Here is a 19709-nt window from a genome sequence, read left to right as displayed (position 1 = left end):
TGGAAATCCCTTTCTTCATTTGAACTTTTGAATCATCAATGCGAGCGAACGGTTGATCATCTTCATCTCGTCATCTTCGAGGACGGAGAACATCTCTTCAGCGAGGCGTTCTTCGATCGCATCGATTTGTTTCGAGTACGCCAGACCGTTCGGACCGAGTCGGATGAAGCTTTCCCGAAGGTTCTCAGGGTTTTTTTCCCGCACGACGAAGTCGCGTTGCTCGAGCACTTTGAGCACCTGACTGACGGCACTTTTGGAGATGGACATCTTCGTCGCGATCTCTGTCGTCGTCCACGTCTCTTGGCGCTTGAAGAGAAGAAGCATCTGTTCTTGTTGGTAACTCAACTCGAACTCGTTCAATTCCGTAAAATATTTCGTGAACAGCAAGTCGAGCTCATCGATTTGGCGGTACATCGTGAGGACTTGTTGTTTTCGTGTTTCATTCAACGTGTCATTCATCCTTTCTTTACGGTGTCCGTCGGAACGTTTCACTCCGGAGATATAAGAGGACACCACACACTAGTCCGATTATACCAAATGCCAATAAGAGCGTTTGAATCGGTACAGCCAGGGCTACAAGAATCGATAAGATGGCGAACGCGATCGGTTCCAGGCCAGAAGCGGCGAGTGACATGATGCTCATGACACGACCGATTTTGTCAGGGTCGCTTTGTTCCTGCATGATGGTGACGGTCGGCAAATACACGAGCATGATCATAAATCCGCTCATGGAAGCCGCAACCGCAAGCAGGGGAATCGATTGAACTTGCGTGTAGAGGAAGAATGCACCGAGCGTCAGGAACAGTGCTCGGAAGACGAAACGTCCACGATGAACGGACCGCAATAATAGAATCAGAAAGCTTGCGACGAACGTCCCGACAGCGAGTCCGCCTTCGATGATACTTAAATCAAAAGCCGTTCCCCCGACTGCACCGACGAGAATGGGAATACTCATAATGAGCGGTCCCATGACGAACAAGTTCACGATGGCGATCGCGAACGTTCCACTTCGTAAAACAGCCGTCTTCGATACGTAACGAATGCCTTCTTTCAAATCAACGAGCACATCTTTTGGGGAGAGCGGAGCGACCTCGGGAATGTGATCTTGAATCAGCCGAGGCATGATCAAAATCGCAGAGAGGAAGATCAAGGCAGCCGCTGTGCCGAAACTGAGACCAAAACTTCCCCACGTGAGTAGGATCCCTGCAAGGAACGGGCCGATGACGAACATCAACTCGAGCGACCCTTGGAAGAGGGAGTTCGCGCGTTGCAACTGTTGACCTGATACGATTGAAGGCATGAGTGATGACAGTGCGGGGTAAGACATGCCGTCCAAAAGACCAAACAATATGGAGATGACCAAGAGTGCTGCCACCGAATATGCGTCAGCAAAATGAAGCGAGACGACAAGTAACATCAATACGCCTTGCCCGATATTCGTTAAACATAACAAGCGACTCTTTTGGAACCGGTCGGCGAACACACCGCCGAAAACCATCATGATCACGCGAGGTAACGAGACCGCGGTCAAAATGATTCCGAGTAACGTCGGTTGTTTCAACACATCAATGGTTAACCACGAGACGCTCAAGAAGAAAATTGAAAACCCGAGCGTGAGCGTCATCCCGGATAACCAGGTAAACACAAATCGGGAATTGCTTAATAAACTCATGTTGATAACCTCTTACTTTCATTCTTTAAGATATAGTTAAGTTAACTAAACTATAAGCCGAGATAGTCATATCGTCAAGAAACATGACTTTGGTACGAAAATGTAAAATAACGGAACTTTTCTCGTGCTCATCCCGTATAGTGTAAGAAGAGGTGAAGGAAATGAACAAACAAGAACGACTACATATAATCAAGCAATCAAATCGAAAGCGACTCCTGCAACGCTTAATCTTAGCGCTTCCGGCAGGTCTTGCAGTCTACTTCCTCATGCGAACGGACGGGAACATTTGGATTGGGTTCGCGATCATCGGTGGGGTGTTACTTGCGACGCGTTACTTCTTTTCGAATGAAGCAGAGGCGATCAGTCAATTATCGGAGCAAGAACAGGTGAAACGTGTCGTGACACTGCAGTATCATCTGGACTTCCTCTTTATCGCATTGCTCGGACTCGTCAATCCGCTAGCCATTCGAATCATGGAGTGGTCTTGGATTCCTGCGGTCCTCATCGGTGGGGCATTGCTTTATATCTTATGGGCTCAAGAGAAGCTCGATCAACAAATTCGCTGGCTCGACCCGGAACAACCGACACGTCGCGAGATTCGACGATTCTGAAACGATGAAGCATAGAGTATATGAGCTTTTCAGGAAGAAAGGGTTTAGTCACCGCCTGTAGTGACTAAACCCTTTCTTTTCTTATAAAAGAAAAATTTGCAGACAAAATGCTCCTGCAATGGGAAGCGCAAATTTTCCAAATAACAAATGGCTTTCCATGTAGATAAAAGAAATAGTAACCAGAATTGTAGAGACAAGCAAACGTTCAAATAACGATGGCATCATTTGATTAGTCCGTTTCCGCATCCATGCTCACTCCTTTAATCAGGCTGGATGTTAGTCATTGTATCGAAGAATTGAACGGTTTGAAAAAAAGTACCTTATTGTATACTTGTCCAATCTTACTAACGTTGAAGTAAATTCTTAAAAAAAGTGTCTGCAAGTTGTGCTTGATGATGATACCCTAAGCTTTCATAAAGTTGTATGGCCTCTTTAACGAGTGGGCGACCTAAATCAGGTTCTCCAGAGGCGATCAATAACATACCTTTGTAATACAAATGAGCGTTTCGATAAAACATCGTCTCAATCGTATTTGAAAATGCATCGAGTTTGACTAAAAATAAATCAGCCATAGCTAATTCGTTAGCCATAATAAATTCATGAATTTCATTTATTAGCAAAGTGCAGATGACGGGATGTCCGCGCTGGAAATTTTGATAACGATCTAGCGCAGGGAGAATACTCTTAAAGTATTCAGACTTACGTTCGTACTCGATAAAATCAAGCGTATTGGCGAAAAAACGTAACTCGTTCAATGTCCAAGTTTGAATCTGATCTAAATAATGATGGATGGTTTGAAGAGATTCGGCAGTGATTGCTTGTTTTGAAAATTCACCATATTGGTTAAAGTAGGTCAATTGATCGATTCGAGCATTTAACTCGGCAATCCAAAGTTGGTTTTGATAGGTCATCGGAGAGCGAGTGTATAAGTTTCGCATCGCTTTTAATCCTTCAATATCGTTAGCATTTCCTTTTAAACTATATTCGCTATAGAATTGTTCGATTTTAGGTTCCGTGTACCCATTGTAAATGTAGAGAAATTCGTCAACTTCCATTCCTAAACGATTGAGTATGGAATGGATCAGATAAAATGAAATTTCATGTTTGCCTTGCTCAAATCGAATTGCGTAAGATTTTGACATGATGTTTTCATATAAGTTTTTTTGTGCAATCCCTTTTTTAATTCGCAGTTCTCGTATCAATTCCCCATACGTTTTCATTCGATTCACTCCTTCGTTGCATAAGTATCAAATAGGAGACTTTTTAAGTTGTTCCCTTTATTTGAGCTTAAAATTCAAATATAAGGTAAGGCGATATGAAATGAGTTGAAAGTGATATCGTTTAACCAATAAAATGGAGGGATTAATATGAACGTGATGAGAACGACAACCAGAGGATTGTTAATAGGGGCATTATTGCTAGCAATTGGATTTTTGGCATTGACTACTTTGGAATGGGCATGGTGGGCAGTATTTGTAGGAGGAGTCTTTGCTTGGGCTATCGCTTTCAAACAAGATGGAAAACAGGTTTTATCATTCCCTCATAAATTATGGATTGCCCCCGTCGGTGTGTTAATCTATTTTATCACTAGTATGGGGATTGGCTTAATCATGGGTATGCTTGGATTTGAGTGGGTGAGCAATCCGGCAGCAGGTCACTTAGGACAAATCATTTGGATGTTACCGTTTATGTTGATGGGTGAGGAGTTGCTAGGCATCGGTGTATTGGAAGGTGCGAGAAGCAAAGGACTTTCTATATTGACTAGCTCATTATTGAGTGCTCTGATCTTTGGTTTGTTGCATATCCCGTCGTATTGGGATGGTTCATTGATTTCCACTGTTCTCCACGTTTTGTTACTCCAAGGTGTAGCTCGCTTGATTTTCAACTATATTTACATCAAAACAGGAAGAAGTATTTGGGGATCATGGTTCACACATATGATTGTAGACTTGATTGCACTTGCTTTATGAAATCTGTTAAACCATGAATAATAAAAGAAGCGCAAATCGGCTTATAAACATAAGTCGATTTTTTATTGGATGATACTGTAATTTTATTGAAACCTTCTAGACATTTACTTCGTATAATAAATATATAATTAAAAAAGGGGGATTAAGTATGCCCAAGCAAGAACGAATCAATACGATTTATCGTTATCAACAACGTTGGCTCGTGTTGCGCTCAATCTTAGCAGTTTTGACGGGAGCACTTGTCGTTCTCACACTTCAGTCTAACGGAGAATCGATATATACCATCCCGTTGGCGCTCGTACTGACAATTATGCTTTACGTCATTGGACGAGAACGTCGCTTCGTCAGGAAATTGACGGATGTGGAACAAGCCAAACGCATCATCGATTGGCAGTATGTATCGGAAATGGGGCTCCTCGTCTTAATGGCGATTCTCTTCCCGTTAATCATCTTGATCAACTGGCCGGCCTGGTCGCTCTTCGTTGTCTTCTTAGGCGGGGTCATTTTATTACAAGTCGCACAGAAAATGCTTGACCGACAGATGCCGCAGTATGACGAAGAACAACCGATGCGCCGCGAAATCAAACTCGACTTTGTGAAAGATTGAGGTGACAGCGTGGATAAAGCGGAACGACTTCAACGAATTGAGCAGTTCGAGAAACGTTTCAATCGTCTGAATATAATCGTGAGCGCAGTCATGTTAGGCGTATCGCTTTATTTTCTATCGACATGGAGTCCGTATAGCATTCTCCTACCCGGTGTCGCACTTCTTTATGCGACATGGCTTGAATGGAAGAAGATGAGATTACAGCAATCCTTCAACGAATCGACACGCTATCATCGTCTATTACGAATGGATTTTACTGTCATGTTGATCAGTTTGATGTGGTTCGTGATTTTGATTGGTATGCATTTCAACGGAATCGATATCTTACCGTGGATGAGTTGGACGCTCCTCATTGGCGGACCTTGTCTCATCTTGATTCCACGCTGGATTGACCGAAAAAAATCCGCGCTTGATGAGCACCACGTCACATCGGGCGAATGGACCCGGGCGAACCGGGAACGTTTGAAACATACGTTAGATGATTTTTCAAGGAAAGGTCGTAAAGAGTCATGACAAAACAAGAACGGATTCAATATATCGGGGCATATCGGAAAATGTATCAAAATACGAGCATATGGCTTACAGCAGCTCTCATTGTCTGTAACAGTTTCGTGCTCGGTTTTGACACATGGTGGATATGGGGAATCGGGTCGACGCTAGCAGCGACTGGACTCATGTATCTCACACGTCAAGAAAGTAAACAGTTGCAAACCTTGACGTCCGGAAAAGCCGAGTTACTCACGAGACGCTTGTACCGCCTCTATTCTTACTGGATTGGAGCGGTCACAGGAATGGTCCTTCTCAGTCGCCTTGAGGTTTCGTCAATCGGTCTAGGCTTCATTGTCCTGGTCATCATTGGTCTAGGTATCGTCCTGCTAGCATGGACCCACTATCAGACCGTCCGGCAATTACGACAAGCCGACCCGAATCAACCGACACGGGATGAGGTGACGAAGCACTATCGATCCTACGAAGGGAGTACATATGCTGACGAAAGAAAAGCGAATTGAACAGTTGCTCAAACAAGATGACAGTCATTGGCGTTGGCGGTGGGGCGTTGCCATCGCGACCGTCGTGATGACATTCCTCATCGCTGCGCAGTACAGACTGTACGCTCCGCTCATCGTGTTCATCAGTTTTTTTCCGTATCTCTGTCTCGAGTGGCGGAAGACAAAACTGCTTCTTACCTTTAACGAGGATGCCCGTTATCAACGTCTGGTGTATACAGACTTCGGAATCCAATGGTTCTGCTTCGTCTCGACGATCTGCCTATTGGCTGCCTATTATGCCGATTCGTTATCGCCCGTCGTTGCGATTTCCGGGTTATTCGGGATTGGTGTGATGTCGATTCTGGCACCGTATATCATCAATCGAAACTTACACTCACTCGATGCCCATCATGTACGAGGGAAAGAATTGCGTGAAGCGCGCGATCAGCGTTTCCATGAGTCCAAAACGAACACCTGAAACGGGTTCGTTTTTTTATTTGAGGACATCGGTCCTTTTCTTCTTGAGTGCCGAGGCGTAAGCTGACGATGTATAGAGAACTAGTAGAAGAATCGAGGAAGATAGTCATGTTAGCTATTTTGATTGGATTGACGATTGGGATTTTGCTACCGATACAGACGAGTGTGAACTCACGTTTGCGCCAAGTGGTCGGCTCCCCGTTCGTCGCATCGTTTTTATCGTTTGCCGTCGGGACCATCTTTTTATCTCTGTTACTCCTCTTGACCGGACAGTCATTCGGGTTTGATAGCTCGGTGATTCAGGAAGGTCCAGGGTGGATGTGGATTGGTGGACTGTTAGGTGTTTTATTTTTAACGGGGAATATCTTGCTGTTCCCGAGGCTCGGAAGTGTCCAGACGGTCATCATGCCGATTTTTGGACAGATTTTGATGGGCTTGTTGATTGACCATTTTGGTTGGTTCAACTCCGTTGAGCATTCGATCACGGTGTTACGCTTGTTCGGAGTCGTGCTCGTCTTACTTGGCGTCATCGGAACGGTCGCCTTATCCGACTGGCTCAACCGACGAAGAGGCAAACTGGTCGTCTCGATGGAAACGGACACCGGGAACCTGAATCTTTGGCGACTGTTTGGGATTTTCACAGGGATGATGAGTGCCACGCAAACGGCCATTAACGGCTATTTGGGAACAGTGCTCGAATCGGCTCTGAAAGGGGCATTGGTCTCATTCGTTGTCGGGACGATGGCGCTCTTGCTCATTTTACTCGTCTCACGTCAACCCGTTCCACTCGGTCAACTGAAAGGTCAACCGTGGTGGATCTGGCTCGGTGGGATCATCGGGGCGCTCTTCATCGGAGGGAACGTCCTGATCGTTCCGATTGTCGGGACGGGGATTGCTGTCATCATCGTCATTGTCGGACTGTTATGTGGAAGTTTACTGATCGACCGTTTCGGTTGGTTCGGAGCGAAGAAGAACCCGGTCACTGGTGTGCAAATCAGTAGTCTGATTGTCATGGTGATCGGAATTGTATTGATTCGTCTATCTTAAGGGGGGAGAACGATGCGAGGAGTGTTGTTTGCAATCAGCGGAGGCTTCTTTCTGACGTTACAAAGTGTTGCGAATGCGCGAATCAGTTCACAGATTGGAACGTGGCAAGCGGCTACGTTGACACAGTTCACAGGATTCATCGTCGCGCTCCTCGTCATGTTGGCGTTACGCGACCGTACGTATATCGAGATGCGTCATGTGAACCCGCTCTATTTATCTGGCGGAGCGTTCGCGGCGATCATCTTGTTCAGTAATATGACAGCCGTCCACGAGCTCGGGGTCACGCTCACGATTTCCTTGTTTCTCATCGCACAGTTGGCGCTCGCGCTCGTCATTGACTGGCGTGGATGGTTCGGGATGGTGCGTCGGAACTTGAACGGGATGCAGTTGTTCGGGGTGTTCATGATGATTGCAGGAGTCATATTATTAAAATGGTAGGGGGAAACGTGCATGGTTGAGGCGTATGTGAAGCAATTTGAATTAGCCGTTTTGCCCGTCGCTGCGCAACAAGAATTGAAGCTTGTCCGATACGAGGTGGGAGACGTCATTTGTACGCAAGGCGATGAAGCGGAGCATCTTCGGTTCTTAGTAAAAGGGAAGATTCGCGTCTCTCATACTTCCGCTACCGGCAAACGACTCGTCCTCTCCTTCAAATATCCGCTCGATTTAATTGGGGATATCGAATATATTCAGCGTACTCCTTATTTGAATACGGTCGAAGCTGTCACAGAAGTTGAGATGCTCGTCATCCGATTCGAGGACTTGGTTCGTCATGCGCACAAAGAAGTCGCATGGTTACATTATTTATTGGAAGAAATCACGCGAAAGTTCGAACGGAAGTCGCAATCCCTCAGCTTCAATTTGTTTTATCCCGTTGAGGTCCGCTTAGCGAGTTACTTATTGTCGATGACGCCAGATGACCAAACGCTTGGCTCGACTGTGGACCAATTGACGGATATCGCTGATTTGATTGGGACGAGTTATCGTCATGTGAACCGGACGCTTCGGCGTTTCGTTGAGGCAGGCTTGATTGAACGGAATCGGCGGATGATTACCATCATCGACCGGGAAGGGTTATTGGAGATTGTCGGGGAGAGTATTTATGAATAGGAGGGGAGAACCATGGCGATTGGGATGATGCTTGCTGTCATCGGCGGAATGCTTGTCTGTGTGCAAAACACGTTTAACGCCAACGTTAAAAAGCGTGTTGGTGCGTGGGCGACGACGACACTCGTCCTTGGACTCGGATTTTTAGCATCGCTCCTGATTGGTCTATTCCAAGAAAGAAGTGCCTTGTTCCGAGTAGAGGAGATGGAGACGTGGTACTGGTTCAGCGGAATCCTAGGCGTCGGGGTCGTCATGAGTGTGACGCAAGGTGTCGAGCGGCTCGGACCGAGTCATGCCATCTCGATTGTCATGGTGTCTCAAATCTTGTTCGCGCTCCTCTGGGATACGTTAGGATGGTTCGGTTTGAAGGCCGTCCCGTTCACCTGGAAGACGGTCGTCGGGATTGTGTTGATTGTCGGAGGGGTGCTCGTGTTTCAGTTAAGTGGGAAGACACCCGTCACATCAGCGAAAGTTTCGAAAGCCGGATAACGAAAAGCATCTGATCCACATCAGGTGCTTTTTCCTTTTTAATGGAAAATCCTCGAAAGTTTGTTTATAGATTGTTAAGATACAGATATCAAATGAATTGGATGTTTTTTACTGTTGGAGGTGCGTGAGGTGTTACGGGAAGAACGGATGGAATACTTATATGACAAAGCGTGGACGAATAAAGGTCCACTTCTTGTGCTGGTCATCGGTGTCGTCACAGCACTTTGGTTATGGTTCAATGACTCAAGAATGAGCCTGTCCTTGTTCATCTTTTGTGCGGCAGTGTTCATGCCACTTCTGGTTGCGACGTGGCACAAACTTCAGTTGTTTTTACAATTCAATGACTCATCTACATACCAACGCTTCATTTATTTGAAAGGCGCGATCCAGTTCGTCCTTTTGATTGGTGTCATGTCGATGTTGGCGCTCTACTCACTGAAGTACATTACGCTAGACACGATGAGCCTTTGGGGAGCTTTTCTCATCGCGAGTTGCCTACTTCTTGAGTCATGGATCGACTGGAAGATTCTAAAAATCGATGACGAGCATGTCGTTGAGAGTTTGTTGGGATTGATGACTCGAAAACAAAAAGGGGTGTAGCGTTAAGTGATTGTCTGGATGGATGAAATTGATCAAGAAAATAAATTGCCGAATTTAACAGAAGAAATTTTGAGAGAAGTCGAGTCGCGCCTTGGCGTGAAATTACCGGAAAGTTATATTCATTTGCTTCAAACTCAAAATGGAGGATTCATCGAGCAACGTGAGCTATCCGTGATCCTAAACGGGCTAGACGATACGGTAGTGATTGATTCCATTATGGGCGTAAGTTTACAAGAAGGACTAGTTGAATCAAAAATCCTTTTGAAAGAGTGGGGCGTTGAGGATGAACGTCTGATTGCATTTACGGGCGATGGTCACTATTTTCTCATGTTCGATTATCGTGATGGAGTGATGCCTAAAATCGCTTTATTAGATACAACGGCAGAAAAAATCGATGTGCTATTCGAATCGTTCAATCAATTCAATGAAGCGCTGAGCGTCATCGAGACCGATTCATTCGTAGGAATAAATGAAGGGGAGACGCTGTTAGACTATGCACAGAATCTACTTTACAGTGAGGTGACGAGTGAAAAAACATTTGGCGCAAACATTTGGCTAAATTCACTAGATGTTCTCGATGTAAGGGAATTGGTCATAGAGCTTCTTACATGGATGGATGGATGATGATACATTGCGGGAAACCGCAATTTCTACGATTCAAAGTACCATCATTACACGTCGTTTGCGTCAGGAAGAATTGATTGAGGCATACTTCGATTCCTTACTAAAACAGGATGATGCCTATAGCAAGCAGTGCTACGAAGAGACGACATACATCCTAGAGAATGGGATTGAGCCGGATTGAAACCTGATCTTGGAATGATTCGTATATAGGACTAACGAAAACACATGAGGGGGATTAGATGGTTGAACATGCAGTAAGATTGGAACGAATGTTGAAAGATGATGAGAAACGAAAGAAGCAAATGCTGATTCCGCTAATCGGCGTCATGTTGCTCTTCTTTATATATTTTTGGAAGACGAATATTCTCTTACTCCTTCCAATGGTTGTAGTTGGACAAGTTCCCATCATTTATCATGCATGGCATCGTATGAAACTGTTACTTTCATTCAATGAAGACGCACAATATCAACAGCTCGTCCGGTATGAATTCGGATTGAAGTTTGCTCAGCCAGCTCTTCTTTTCCTATTGATTTTAAGTGTGGAATTAGGATGGATTACGTTGCTCACATTCATCGTTGCTGCCTTTGCCGGGATTATAAGTTTGTTGCTGTTAAGTGTTCGCTTCGACCGCAAGTTAAAACGAATCGATCCGCTACACGTGACGGGTGTTGAACTCAACCATGTCCAACTGCAACGAAAAAAGCGAAAAGGTGAAGCATGATCGATAAACAAGAACGTATCCCGCGAATGGTCGAACAGGATCTCGACGCACGAGGGATCAGCGCGATATTTGGCGTCAGCGGCCTGTTTTTACTTCTAGTCGTTTCAGTCATAAAAGGGATCACGGTGACGACGGTTGCCTTCTCGTTCCTCGTGACCCAACTGCCGATGCTCTATCAAGCGTGGCGACGGATGAATTTGTTGCGCACATTCAACGAGGACGAGGAATACCAACGCCTCGTTCGTCGGGAATTTCTCATTGTCGTCGCCATGTTTGGGTCACTTGGTGTATTCACTTTCCTTACGAAGTTCGTACTCGATTCGATGCAGGAGCTACTCGGTGTCGCATTGATTGGCGTCATTCCACTTCTCATCTTGTACGTGCCGATGGACCGTAAATTACGTGAAGCGGATCCTGAGCATGTGACCAATCGAGAGTTACGACAAGCACATCGTAAACAGAAACGCAGCCCCTGACAGAACGTCAGAGGCTGCGTTTTTTCATGAGAACATGGAGATGAGAAAGCCGCAGACGACCATGCCGATTGTATAGAATGTGAATCGGTGTCGTTCCCAAAACGAGTCGTTCATCGTGTCACCGCCACATCATCAAGCGGTGTGTCGACCATCCGAACGAACGCTTCATCTGGGTCGGTCGTTCCAGATTCTTTGAGCCAGTCTTGGAAGTCCCCTTCATATAAAATACGTCCACCATGCAGGAAGATGACGTGGGCATCGAGTTGAGTCAGGTCGTGCAATTGGTGGGTCGAGATGAGACACGTCTTGTCTTCCTCGACGAGACGTTGCAAGCGACGCATAATTTGAATGCGTGATGCCGGGTCGACCCCGCTCGTCGGTTCGTCAAAGAAATAGAGGGAACGTTTGATGGAAGACAATAGTGTCACGAAAAGCCATTTCTTCTCCCCGACTGACATCTTCCCAAGTTTCATCGTCCATAGATGTTCGAACAGTTCTTGTTCTCGGGACGTCGAGAGATTATTTACATAAGACTCGAGTTTCTTGAAGTCGGGACGCTTTGACAGGCGTCCGATGAAATAGGCGAAGTCTTTCCCTGTTAACTCATGATGGTTATACATGAGTTGCGTCAAATACAACATGTCCGTTGTCGGAACGAGGTCGAGTGATGCTTTGTCAACGGGAAGGGTACCCGTCATACAATCAAACAGTGTCGTCTTTCCAGCACCGTTTTGTCCGATTAAGACGTTCAATTTGTGTGGTTGCAGGGTGAACGAGACGCCGTCGAGCACGGGACGCGTTGCTTTCGGATAGCGATAAGTGAGCTGGTGTACGTGCATAAGAACCTCCTAGCGTGTGATGAGTGAGACGAGACTGAAGCGTTTCAACGCAATCGCACCGATGATGAAATACCCGAGTACGGAAAGGAATGTCGCCCATACTCCGAACGAGAGGTCGACTTGAGTCGTCAGGTGCAGCAATCCGAGCGTGAATTCATGGAGCGAATAGAACGGGTTGAGGAAGCTGAACCATTGATCAGGTGAGTTGATTGCCAATAAAAAGAGCGGAAACATCAGTATGTTCGCGAATGTCCCGAGACTCGATACTTTCACTGGAAGTGCCGTGATGGCGACACTGGCAACCGCGAACGGGATACTGCCGATCAATACGAGTAGAGCTGACGCGAGTAACGTGAACGAGAAGAACCCGTGTACGAGCGTGACGACTGTTGTGAACAACAGCAAGCTGATGGAGGCGAACAACAGCTGTGCCAAGATGACGGCGATGACATACGTCAGTTTGTTCCCGGAGATCATCACATACGTTTTCATCAGTCCGAATTCACGCATACGGGCGAGTTCGATGCCGACACCGTTCACATATGTAGCAAGAATGATATATACCCAGAAGTAGGAGAGCGCTGGATAGTATTCGACTGCGGTCGCTTGACGAATATCTGATAATGACTGCGTCAAGGCGAAGACAAGTGGAATCCCGAGCGTCCAGAAAAATGGAACTTTATCCGTGACGACAACTTTGGCATACATAAAGAAATAGCTTGTGATTTGATGCATGATCTTCCTCCGATTGTGCGTATAGTTGTTTGTATCGTAGCACACTATACGGAAGGTGATTGGAAAAAGTTTCAAAAAAATCCCTCACAGCGAGTGAGGGATGGAAGAACATCATTTTACTTTGTCGCGTTTCGCAATTTTGTCGCTCACTTGCTGACCGCTGAGCGTCACCATCGGCATACCACCGCCCGGGTTGACGGTTCCCCCGACGAAGTAGAGGTTGTGGTAGAGCTCGCTCTGCTTCTTATGCTTGAAGCCGCCGTTCCGATTCTTGTCGGCGACCGTTCCATAAATGGCACCTCGGTCCGACCCATACGTCCGCTCGATATCATGAGGCGTCCATACGTCACGCGTCACCGTATGTTCACGCAGACCATCGAGACCCATGCGTTCTAACTTATCGAGTACACGCTCTTCAAAGGCGGCGTACTCTTCTTCGGTGAACGGATTGTCTTGGATATACGGGATATGTGGCAAGATTTTAATGTTCTCATGTCCCGGTGGCGCTTGAGTCGCATCGGTCTTGTTGACGTTGACGAGGTAAATCGTCGGGTCGTCTGGAAGTTCGTGTTTCTCGAAGATTTTGTCCATCTGCTCATGCAAGTTTTCGGAGAAGAAGAAGTTATGGTGTGCGAGCTGAGGATAGGCTTTTTTCACGCCGAGATGGAGGACGAATCCAGAGCTGGCCGGTTCATATTTATCGACGAGCTTGTCGACGTACTGTTCGTCCGCGTCGACCATTTTCTGATAGAACGGGATGACTTCCATGTTCGAAACGAAATAATCGGCCGAACGGAGACGTCCATCCTCAAGTTCGATTGCTGAAATCTTTCCATTCATCGTATGGGCACGGACGACGCCCTGACCGGTATGTAGCTTCACACCGATTTCTTCGGCGAGCTTCGTCAATCCTTCGGCGAGCTTGTGTGTCCCGCCTTCGACGTACCAACAGCCTTGGGCATACTGCATATAAATCATCATATTCAAGACGGCTGGTGCGTTATACGGAGATGATCCGACATATTTGACGTAATACGACAGCATATCCCGAAGATGCGGATTACTGATGCGCTTTTTGATGGCGCTATACATCGTCGACGTCAAATCGAACCCAAAGAGCGTTGGGAAGATCCCCGTCTTCATGACAGCTTCTAAAGGTGATTCAAAGCCTTCGGCCAAGTAGCCTTTTTCGGTCGTCTTATAAATGCGGGCTGCGTAATTCAACAGTTCACGATATTCTTGCATGTCTTTTCGAGAGAGGGAAGGATTTGCGCGTTGCATCTGTTCGAGATCATGATAGAGGTCGAGCACGGTCTCGTCCGGGAAGAACGAGCGCCATTCAAGCTCTAATCGTTTGATGGAAACATAGTCTTCCATGCGTTTGCCGCTTCCACGGAACAGCTTGTCAAAGATGTGGGGCATTGTCAAAATCGAGGGGCCGAGGTCAAAGCCGAAACCGTCTTGTTCGAGTCGATTCACTTTTCCTCCGATATGTTCGTTCTTTTCATAGAGTGAGACGTCGTATCCTTTTTGAGTGAGCGAGATGGCTGCTGACAATCCGCCGAGCCCTCCGCCGATGACGATGACCGACTTATCCACTGATGGCATATATTCGCCGCCTTTCCGAAGTGTTATTTTCAAAAAACAGAATGATTGCTACCTCTTCTATTCCCGTTTCTAAATGAATCGAACATGCTTTTACGGATTTGCCACATCCACAAAGATGTCATCCCTGAACGGGGAAAAGTCTTGTATAGTAAGGGAACAGAGTCTGGACGAAAGTAGGAATATAGGATGATTGTAAAAACAATTACACTTCACTTTGCGAACGGCGATGAGATCACGATCCCGTTTGACGATATCGAATCGTGTCGGATGCATGATATTCAAGACGGGGTACGTGTTGCTGAGGATGGACAATTGATTAAAGAGAAAGTGATGTACGGTCTCGACCTCGTGTTAAACGACTCAGCGAATCAATTGGAATGGGATGGTGAGCGCAAACCATTTGAACGCATCCTGCGAATCGCTGACTTACAGCACCTCGCTTTTGAGTTTGAAGGGATGCGAGGAAAGTCATATCGTGTCGCGTGGCATGACATGGAGGCGGTACAGAACGCTTACCAGACGACAACGGAAGACAATGGGAACTTGCATGTGTATGTTCGAGTCACATAAGTGAACGCCTCTCGCGACAAACGAGGGGCGTTTATAATTTGTTTACAACTTGCGCTTATCCTGAACGTATCAACAATAAGGAGGAACGCATGATGAACAAAAAAGCGAAATGGGGAATGGGAATCGGTGTACTCGCCGTCACGTTAGGAGCCGGAATCTTCTTCATGCCGGAAGCGACCGATTATAAGACAGAGGCCGTCACGGTAGAGACGATTGAAAATCGTTACACGTTTGCGGGACAAGTAACGACAGTCGGAGAAGAATCGACGGGACGTTTGATGGTAGACGAGCGAGATATCGGAAAAGTGAATGAGGGGGATACCTTGACGATTTATGTAACGGCGCTCGATACAGAGGTCGAAGGGACAATCGATGTCATCTCAGAAGAGGCAGAACCAATGACGACACCTGGTGCATCCGCTCGCTATGCGATGATTGTGACGCTCCCTGAAACAGACAACTTACGGAACGGAATGACGTTAGAAGGAAGTCTAGTCGTTGACCGTGCGGAGGGAGTAGATACGTTATCGCTCGACAGTATCACGTTTGAAAATGAGGATGCATACGTGTATGTGCAAGGAGACAGTGGTCCGGTAAAACAACAGGTCGAACTCGGATTGACAGACGGTAGCCGTGTTGAAGTCAAGGATGGATTAGATAAAAAAGAAGTACTCTTGCTCGATGAGACAACGAGTGGCGGATTGATGCCTCCACGAATTGGAGGTGGGCAATGATGACAACGCTCATCTCTGTCGAACAATTGACCAAGTCGTATGGGGAGGGTGACAATCTTCAGACCGTGTTACGAGGAATCAATCTAGAAGTGAAAGAAGGGGAGTTCGTCGCCATTTTAGGACCGTCGGGATCTGGGAAGTCTACACTCATGAACATCCTTGGCTGTCTAGATGGCTATTCGAGCGGTCGTTACCGGTTTGGGAACAAGGATGTGACCGGGCTGTCCGAGTCGGAGCTATCTCTCTTTCGAAATGAACGCATCGGTTTTATCTTTCAGCAATTCAACCTACTCCCTCGGTTGAGTGCGCGAGAGAACGTGGAACTTCCCCTCATTTATCAACGCTCATCCAAGTTGGAACGACAGGAACGAACTCGACAGATGTTAGCGCGTGTCGGGTTGGGTGACAAAATGGATTATCGTCCGAACCAGTTGTCTGGTGGGCAGCAACAACGCGTCGCCATCGCCCGAGCACTCGTGACGAATCCGTCCCTCCTTCTTGCAGATGAACCGACGGGAGCGTTAGATCAAACGAACGGTCGTCAAATCATGGCGCTTTTTCACGAATTGCATGCGGAAGGAAAGACGATTATCATGATTACCCATGATATCGATATCGCCAAAGAAGCGACCCGTATCGTGCATGTGCGTGACGGGAAGATTGAAAAGGAGGAACGAGTGCGATGATTCGAGAAAATATACGCATGGCTTGGTTGACAGTCATTAGTCACAAGATGCGTTCATTTTTGACGATTTTAGGAATCGTCATCGGTACCGCATCAATCATCGCTTTAATGACGGTCATCTCGGGTGTGACCGATTCGATCAATGACGAAGTCGCGACGTTTGGGGCCGATCGGATGACTGTTCAAATCGGAGAGGATGGGAAGTCCGGTGTCAGTATGGCGGACATGGACAGGCTCGAAGCCATTGAAGGGGTCACCTCACTCTCCCCGACGTTGATTCAAATGACCGATGTATATGTAGCGGAGCAGACGGAACAACAAACCATTCTTGGGAAAAATGAAGCCTTCTTCAAAGATGATTCGATTGTCGAAACCGGGCGCGGATTGACGCCACTCGACGTCGATCAACAGACGCATGTCGCTTTGCTCGGAGAAACGATTGCGAAAGAGGCGTTTCCGACCTCATCTCCTCTCGGGGAAGAGATTTCCGTCGGTGGGATTCGTTACACCGTCGTTGGAACGCTTGCGCCATCATCGGAATTTTCCATGTCGACAGACGAGGCCATCGTCATCCCTGTGACAACTGCGCTGACACAGTTTCACCAAGGATCGATTACAACATTTGATTTGTATACAGAAGCAGGAGCGACGGATGATGTAAAAGAAGATGTGACGAGAGAGTTGACGACCGCATTCAATGGGCGTGACGCATTCACGGTAACGAGTTTTGAGGAAGCGCTCGCATCCATCGATCAAATCAATTCGCTGCTCAGCATGCTTCTCGTTGGCATCGCTTCGATTTCTTTACTCGTCGGTGGGATTGGAATCATGAACATGATGCTCGTTTCGGTGACTGAGCGAACCAGTGAGATCGGGCTACGGAAAGCGCTAGGGGCGACTCCGGGTAAGATTCGACAACAATTTTTGTTTGAGTCCGTATTACTCTCTATGCTCGGAGGGCTGATTGGAGTATTGATTGGTGGATTCCTCGCCTTTGGATTGACGCTCGTCATGGATGTACCGTTTACACTAACAGCATCGACTGTCGGATTGGCATTCGGCTTCTCGATCATCATTGGAGTCTTGTTTGGATATATTCCTGCTCGGAAAGCATCGAACTTGCAGCCGATTGAAGCGTTACGAAACGTGTAAGCAACGAGAAAGAAGGGGGATAACATGGTCACTATTTTACTTGCAGAAGATGATGAGGCACTAGGCGGTTTATTAGTCGATTATTTAACGGTGGCCGGTTATCGCGTTTTTCATGCAAAAGATGGAGAAGAAGCACTCGATTGGCTCGACCGTGAGCCAATCGATCTGCTTATTACGGATGTGATGATGCCACGATTAGATGGACGTGAGTTGACGGGACAATTACGTGAAGCAGGATTTACGCTTCCTGTACTAATGTTGACGGTCCTCGATGCGATGAATGACAAGAAGCGCGGATTTCATGCTGGAGCGGATGACTATGTCGTAAAACCAATCGATCTCGAAGAACTCGAATTACGAATTGAAGCACTGTTACGACGGGCTCGTATTCATCACAGTCATCAAATCCAGCTGAGCGACTGTGTCATTAATGAGACGTCGATGACGGTACAAACGACTACCGAGACGATTGAACTTCCCCGTAAAGAGTTTGAACTTCTTTATTTTTTAGCGACTCACTTAAATCAAGTTTTCACACGGCAACAACTGCTCGATCGGATTTGGGGATATGAGACGGAGAGTGAGACTCGAACGATTGATGTTCACATCAACCGTCTACGCACTCGTCTCAAGTCGGTTGATGCGTTTCAAATCAGTACAGTGTGGGGTCTCGGTTATCGATTGGAGCTGAACGAATGAAACGATTCATCAGTACAGTCTATGGACGCTTTCTCATGATTTTCTTCGGACTCTTATTGATTCCGATCCTTTTGACGTTCACGATTTTTTTAACCTTTCAATTCAATGCATTAAAGACACAAGTCGAAGCGATGTTGGTAGAGAGGGCTGGCAGTATACAGGAAGCTTCAGAAGAATACAATCTTGCATCTGAAGCAGTCTTGGACCTCTTTGATGATACGACACTAAATGTACAGTCGATTCGCTATGATCGTACGGAATGGAGTGTTGGAGAGCGAGCAAAGTTAGAACGAGGCGAGACCATCTCACAGACAGATCGTCTCCCCCAAGTCGCTTTTTTACTAAATGACACCATTGTGACGTTGGCTCCGAATGCAGAAGAAAATCCGATTTCGATATTCCGGGACGTGTCGTTACAAACTTTGTTCCTGACAGCATTGATTTCAAGCGCCCTCATTCTATTCGCAGTTCGCCTGATGACGCGACGAATCGACCGTGTCACGGATGCCGTCAATCGTGTGACCGCAGGAGACTTATCTGTACGAATCTATGATGACTCGACAGATGAAATTGGAACACTTGCGAAACAGTTCAACAAGATGACTGAGACGCTGGAGACGAATGAAACGAAGAACGAGGAATTGGCATCCGTCATGGCGCATGAATTCAAGACACCTGTCGCTTCGATTTTAGGATACGCCACGTTATTAAAAAGAGACGGAAATTCTGAAAAGCAAATCGAGTATGCCGATAAAATTGAGCGTGAAGGAAAGCGACTATCGCGTTTGTCACAAGACGTGCTCCGGCTAACGAAATTGGACCACACGATTGTCGGTCTACATGCGACAGAACTGTCTCTCAGTGAGCAGATTCGGGAGACAATCTTATCCTTAGACTCAGAGATGACACGCAAACGAATGAAGCTAGATTTGACTATGGACGAAGTCGTGATGAAGGGGGATGCTTTCCTTCTACAGCAAGTTTGGACGAACCTCTTACAAAATGCTGTCGAATATGCATATGAAGAGAGTACGCTGCATCTTCTAGTCAAAGAAGATGCGACGCATATCACATGCGAGATTCGCGACGAAGGAGAAGGCATGACACCTGAACAAGTGGACCGAGCGTTCGAACGCTTTTATCAGGCCGACACATCTCGTCATCGCAACGGTTCAGGACTAGGGCTCGCCATCGCCCGTCAAATCGTACAGTTACATGGCGGGGAGATTACATTACTGAGTGAGAAACAAATCGGGACAACGGCGCGAGTCGTCTTCCCAAAGGAGGACAGGTAAA

27 protein-coding genes are annotated in these 19709 nt (G+C 46.7%); 21 read left to right on the top strand and 6 right to left on the bottom strand.

Annotated elements, in window-relative coordinates:
- Window positions 1-15: 15 nt before the first annotated feature.
- Window positions 16-447, bottom strand: a complete 432-nt coding sequence (locus PJK55_RS13570; protein ID WP_214790906.1) for a MarR family winged helix-turn-helix transcriptional regulator — start codon at window positions 445-447, stop codon at window positions 16-18.
- 19 nt (window positions 448-466) lie between these two features.
- Complete coding sequence (locus tag PJK55_RS13565) at window positions 467-1672, bottom strand: MFS transporter (protein WP_271306148.1); 1206 nt, start codon at window positions 1670-1672, stop codon at window positions 467-469.
- A gap of 161 nt (window positions 1673-1833) precedes the next feature.
- Here PJK55_RS13565 and PJK55_RS13560 point away from each other — a divergent pair, with 161 nt between their 5' ends.
- Window positions 1834-2283 carry a hypothetical protein gene (locus tag PJK55_RS13560; protein WP_271306147.1) on the top strand — a complete coding sequence of 150 codons (450 nt, stop codon included), beginning with the start codon at window positions 1834-1836 and terminating at the stop codon, window positions 2281-2283.
- A gap of 344 nt (window positions 2284-2627) precedes the next feature.
- Here PJK55_RS13560 and PJK55_RS13555 read toward each other — a convergent pair whose 3' ends face one another.
- On the bottom strand, window positions 2628-3503 hold the full coding sequence (locus PJK55_RS13555; protein ID WP_271306146.1) for a helix-turn-helix domain-containing protein: 876 nt from the start codon (window positions 3501-3503) through the stop codon (window positions 2628-2630).
- A 147-nt stretch (window positions 3504-3650) separates the two neighbouring features.
- Here PJK55_RS13555 and PJK55_RS13550 point away from each other — a divergent pair, with 147 nt between their 5' ends.
- From PJK55_RS13550 to PJK55_RS13485, 14 genes are all read left to right on the top strand, one after another.
- Window positions 3651-4253: a CPBP family glutamic-type intramembrane protease gene (locus PJK55_RS13550; protein ID WP_271306145.1), complete on the top strand. Its 603-nt coding sequence runs from the start codon at window positions 3651-3653 to the stop codon at window positions 4251-4253.
- A 148-nt stretch (window positions 4254-4401) separates the two neighbouring features.
- A complete protein-coding gene (locus tag PJK55_RS13545) occupies window positions 4402-4860 on the top strand; it encodes a hypothetical protein (RefSeq protein ID WP_271306144.1) in 459 nt (152 codons plus the stop codon).
- A 9-nt stretch (window positions 4861-4869) separates the two neighbouring features.
- A complete protein-coding gene (locus PJK55_RS13540; RefSeq protein WP_271306143.1) occupies window positions 4870-5373 on the top strand; it encodes a hypothetical protein in 504 nt (167 codons plus the stop codon).
- Window positions 5370-5870 carry a hypothetical protein gene (locus PJK55_RS13535; RefSeq protein ID WP_271306142.1) on the top strand — a complete coding sequence of 167 codons (501 nt, stop codon included), beginning with the start codon at window positions 5370-5372 and terminating at the stop codon, window positions 5868-5870. The genes PJK55_RS13540 and PJK55_RS13535 overlap by 4 nt, the downstream gene beginning before the upstream one ends.
- Complete coding sequence (locus PJK55_RS13530) at window positions 5845-6327, top strand: hypothetical protein (RefSeq protein WP_271306141.1); 483 nt, start codon at window positions 5845-5847, stop codon at window positions 6325-6327. The genes PJK55_RS13535 and PJK55_RS13530 overlap by 26 nt, the downstream gene beginning before the upstream one ends.
- A 107-nt stretch (window positions 6328-6434) precedes the next feature.
- Window positions 6435-7373 carry a DMT family transporter gene (locus PJK55_RS13525; protein ID WP_271306140.1) on the top strand — a complete coding sequence of 313 codons (939 nt, stop codon included), beginning with the start codon at window positions 6435-6437 and terminating at the stop codon, window positions 7371-7373.
- Window positions 7374-7385: 12 nt separating this feature from the next.
- Window positions 7386-7811 carry a DMT family transporter gene (locus PJK55_RS13520; protein ID WP_214786096.1) on the top strand — a complete coding sequence of 142 codons (426 nt, stop codon included), beginning with the start codon at window positions 7386-7388 and terminating at the stop codon, window positions 7809-7811.
- 12 nt (window positions 7812-7823) lie between these two features.
- Window positions 7824-8483, top strand: coding sequence for a Crp/Fnr family transcriptional regulator (locus tag PJK55_RS13515; protein WP_271306139.1), 660 nt, complete (start codon window positions 7824-7826; stop codon window positions 8481-8483).
- A gap of 12 nt (window positions 8484-8495) precedes the next feature.
- Window positions 8496-8969 carry a DMT family transporter gene (locus tag PJK55_RS13510; RefSeq protein ID WP_271306138.1) on the top strand — a complete coding sequence of 158 codons (474 nt, stop codon included), beginning with the start codon at window positions 8496-8498 and terminating at the stop codon, window positions 8967-8969.
- A 129-nt stretch (window positions 8970-9098) separates the two neighbouring features.
- Window positions 9099-9569, top strand: a complete 471-nt coding sequence (locus PJK55_RS13505; protein ID WP_271306137.1) for a hypothetical protein — start codon at window positions 9099-9101, stop codon at window positions 9567-9569.
- A 6-nt stretch (window positions 9570-9575) separates the two neighbouring features.
- Window positions 9576-10193, top strand: a complete 618-nt coding sequence (locus PJK55_RS13500) for an SMI1/KNR4 family protein (RefSeq protein WP_271306136.1) — start codon at window positions 9576-9578, stop codon at window positions 10191-10193.
- 7 nt (window positions 10194-10200) lie between these two features.
- The gene (locus PJK55_RS13495; RefSeq protein ID WP_271306135.1) at window positions 10201-10374 is read left to right on the top strand and encodes a hypothetical protein; all 174 of its coding nucleotides are present in this window, start codon (window positions 10201-10203) and stop codon (window positions 10372-10374) included.
- Window positions 10375-10432: 58 nt separating this feature from the next.
- The gene (locus tag PJK55_RS13490) at window positions 10433-10915 is read left to right on the top strand and encodes a hypothetical protein (RefSeq protein WP_271306134.1); all 483 of its coding nucleotides are present in this window, start codon (window positions 10433-10435) and stop codon (window positions 10913-10915) included.
- Window positions 10912-11391 (top strand): hypothetical protein, encoded by a 480-nt coding sequence (locus PJK55_RS13485; RefSeq protein WP_271306133.1) that lies wholly within the window; start codon window positions 10912-10914, stop codon window positions 11389-11391. Before PJK55_RS13490 ends, PJK55_RS13485 begins: the two co-directional genes overlap by 4 nt.
- Window positions 11392-11501: 110 nt before the next feature.
- On the opposite strand, the gene PJK55_RS13480 is transcribed toward PJK55_RS13485, so the two are convergent.
- From PJK55_RS13480 to PJK55_RS13470, 3 genes are all read right to left on the bottom strand, one after another.
- The gene (locus PJK55_RS13480; RefSeq protein ID WP_271306132.1) at window positions 11502-12230 is read right to left on the bottom strand and encodes an AAA family ATPase; all 729 of its coding nucleotides are present in this window, start codon (window positions 12228-12230) and stop codon (window positions 11502-11504) included.
- A gap of 9 nt (window positions 12231-12239) precedes the next feature.
- On the bottom strand, window positions 12240-12965 hold the full coding sequence (locus PJK55_RS13475) for a hypothetical protein (protein ID WP_271306131.1): 726 nt from the start codon (window positions 12963-12965) through the stop codon (window positions 12240-12242).
- A gap of 111 nt (window positions 12966-13076) precedes the next feature.
- The gene (locus tag PJK55_RS13470; protein WP_271306130.1) at window positions 13077-14573 is read right to left on the bottom strand and encodes a phytoene desaturase family protein; all 1497 of its coding nucleotides are present in this window, start codon (window positions 14571-14573) and stop codon (window positions 13077-13079) included.
- A gap of 186 nt (window positions 14574-14759) precedes the next feature.
- Here PJK55_RS13470 and PJK55_RS13465 point away from each other — a divergent pair, with 186 nt between their 5' ends.
- From PJK55_RS13465 to PJK55_RS13440, 6 genes are all read left to right on the top strand, one after another.
- Window positions 14760-15143 carry a hypothetical protein gene (locus tag PJK55_RS13465; protein ID WP_271306129.1) on the top strand — a complete coding sequence of 128 codons (384 nt, stop codon included), beginning with the start codon at window positions 14760-14762 and terminating at the stop codon, window positions 15141-15143.
- 92 nt (window positions 15144-15235) lie between these two features.
- Complete coding sequence (locus PJK55_RS13460) at window positions 15236-15877, top strand: hypothetical protein (RefSeq protein ID WP_271306128.1); 642 nt, start codon at window positions 15236-15238, stop codon at window positions 15875-15877.
- Window positions 15877-16563, top strand: a complete 687-nt coding sequence (locus PJK55_RS13455) for an ABC transporter ATP-binding protein (RefSeq protein WP_271306127.1) — start codon at window positions 15877-15879, stop codon at window positions 16561-16563. The genes PJK55_RS13460 and PJK55_RS13455 overlap by 1 nt, the downstream gene beginning before the upstream one ends.
- On the top strand, window positions 16560-17714 hold the full coding sequence (locus PJK55_RS13450; RefSeq protein WP_271306126.1) for an ABC transporter permease: 1155 nt from the start codon (window positions 16560-16562) through the stop codon (window positions 17712-17714). The genes PJK55_RS13455 and PJK55_RS13450 overlap by 4 nt, the downstream gene beginning before the upstream one ends.
- Before the next feature lie 24 nt (window positions 17715-17738).
- On the top strand, window positions 17739-18413 hold the full coding sequence (locus PJK55_RS13445) for a response regulator transcription factor (protein WP_271306125.1): 675 nt from the start codon (window positions 17739-17741) through the stop codon (window positions 18411-18413).
- A complete protein-coding gene (locus tag PJK55_RS13440) occupies window positions 18410-19708 on the top strand; it encodes a HAMP domain-containing sensor histidine kinase (protein WP_271306124.1) in 1299 nt (432 codons plus the stop codon). Before PJK55_RS13445 ends, PJK55_RS13440 begins: the two co-directional genes overlap by 4 nt.
- Window position 19709: the final 1 nt, after the last annotated feature.

The sequence above is a fragment of the Exiguobacterium sp. MMG028 genome (assembly GCF_027947425.1).
Classification (GTDB): Bacteria; Bacillota; Bacilli; order Exiguobacteriales; family Exiguobacteriaceae; genus Exiguobacterium; species Exiguobacterium aestuarii_A.
This window is presented reverse-complemented; position numbering and strand designations above follow the sequence as displayed.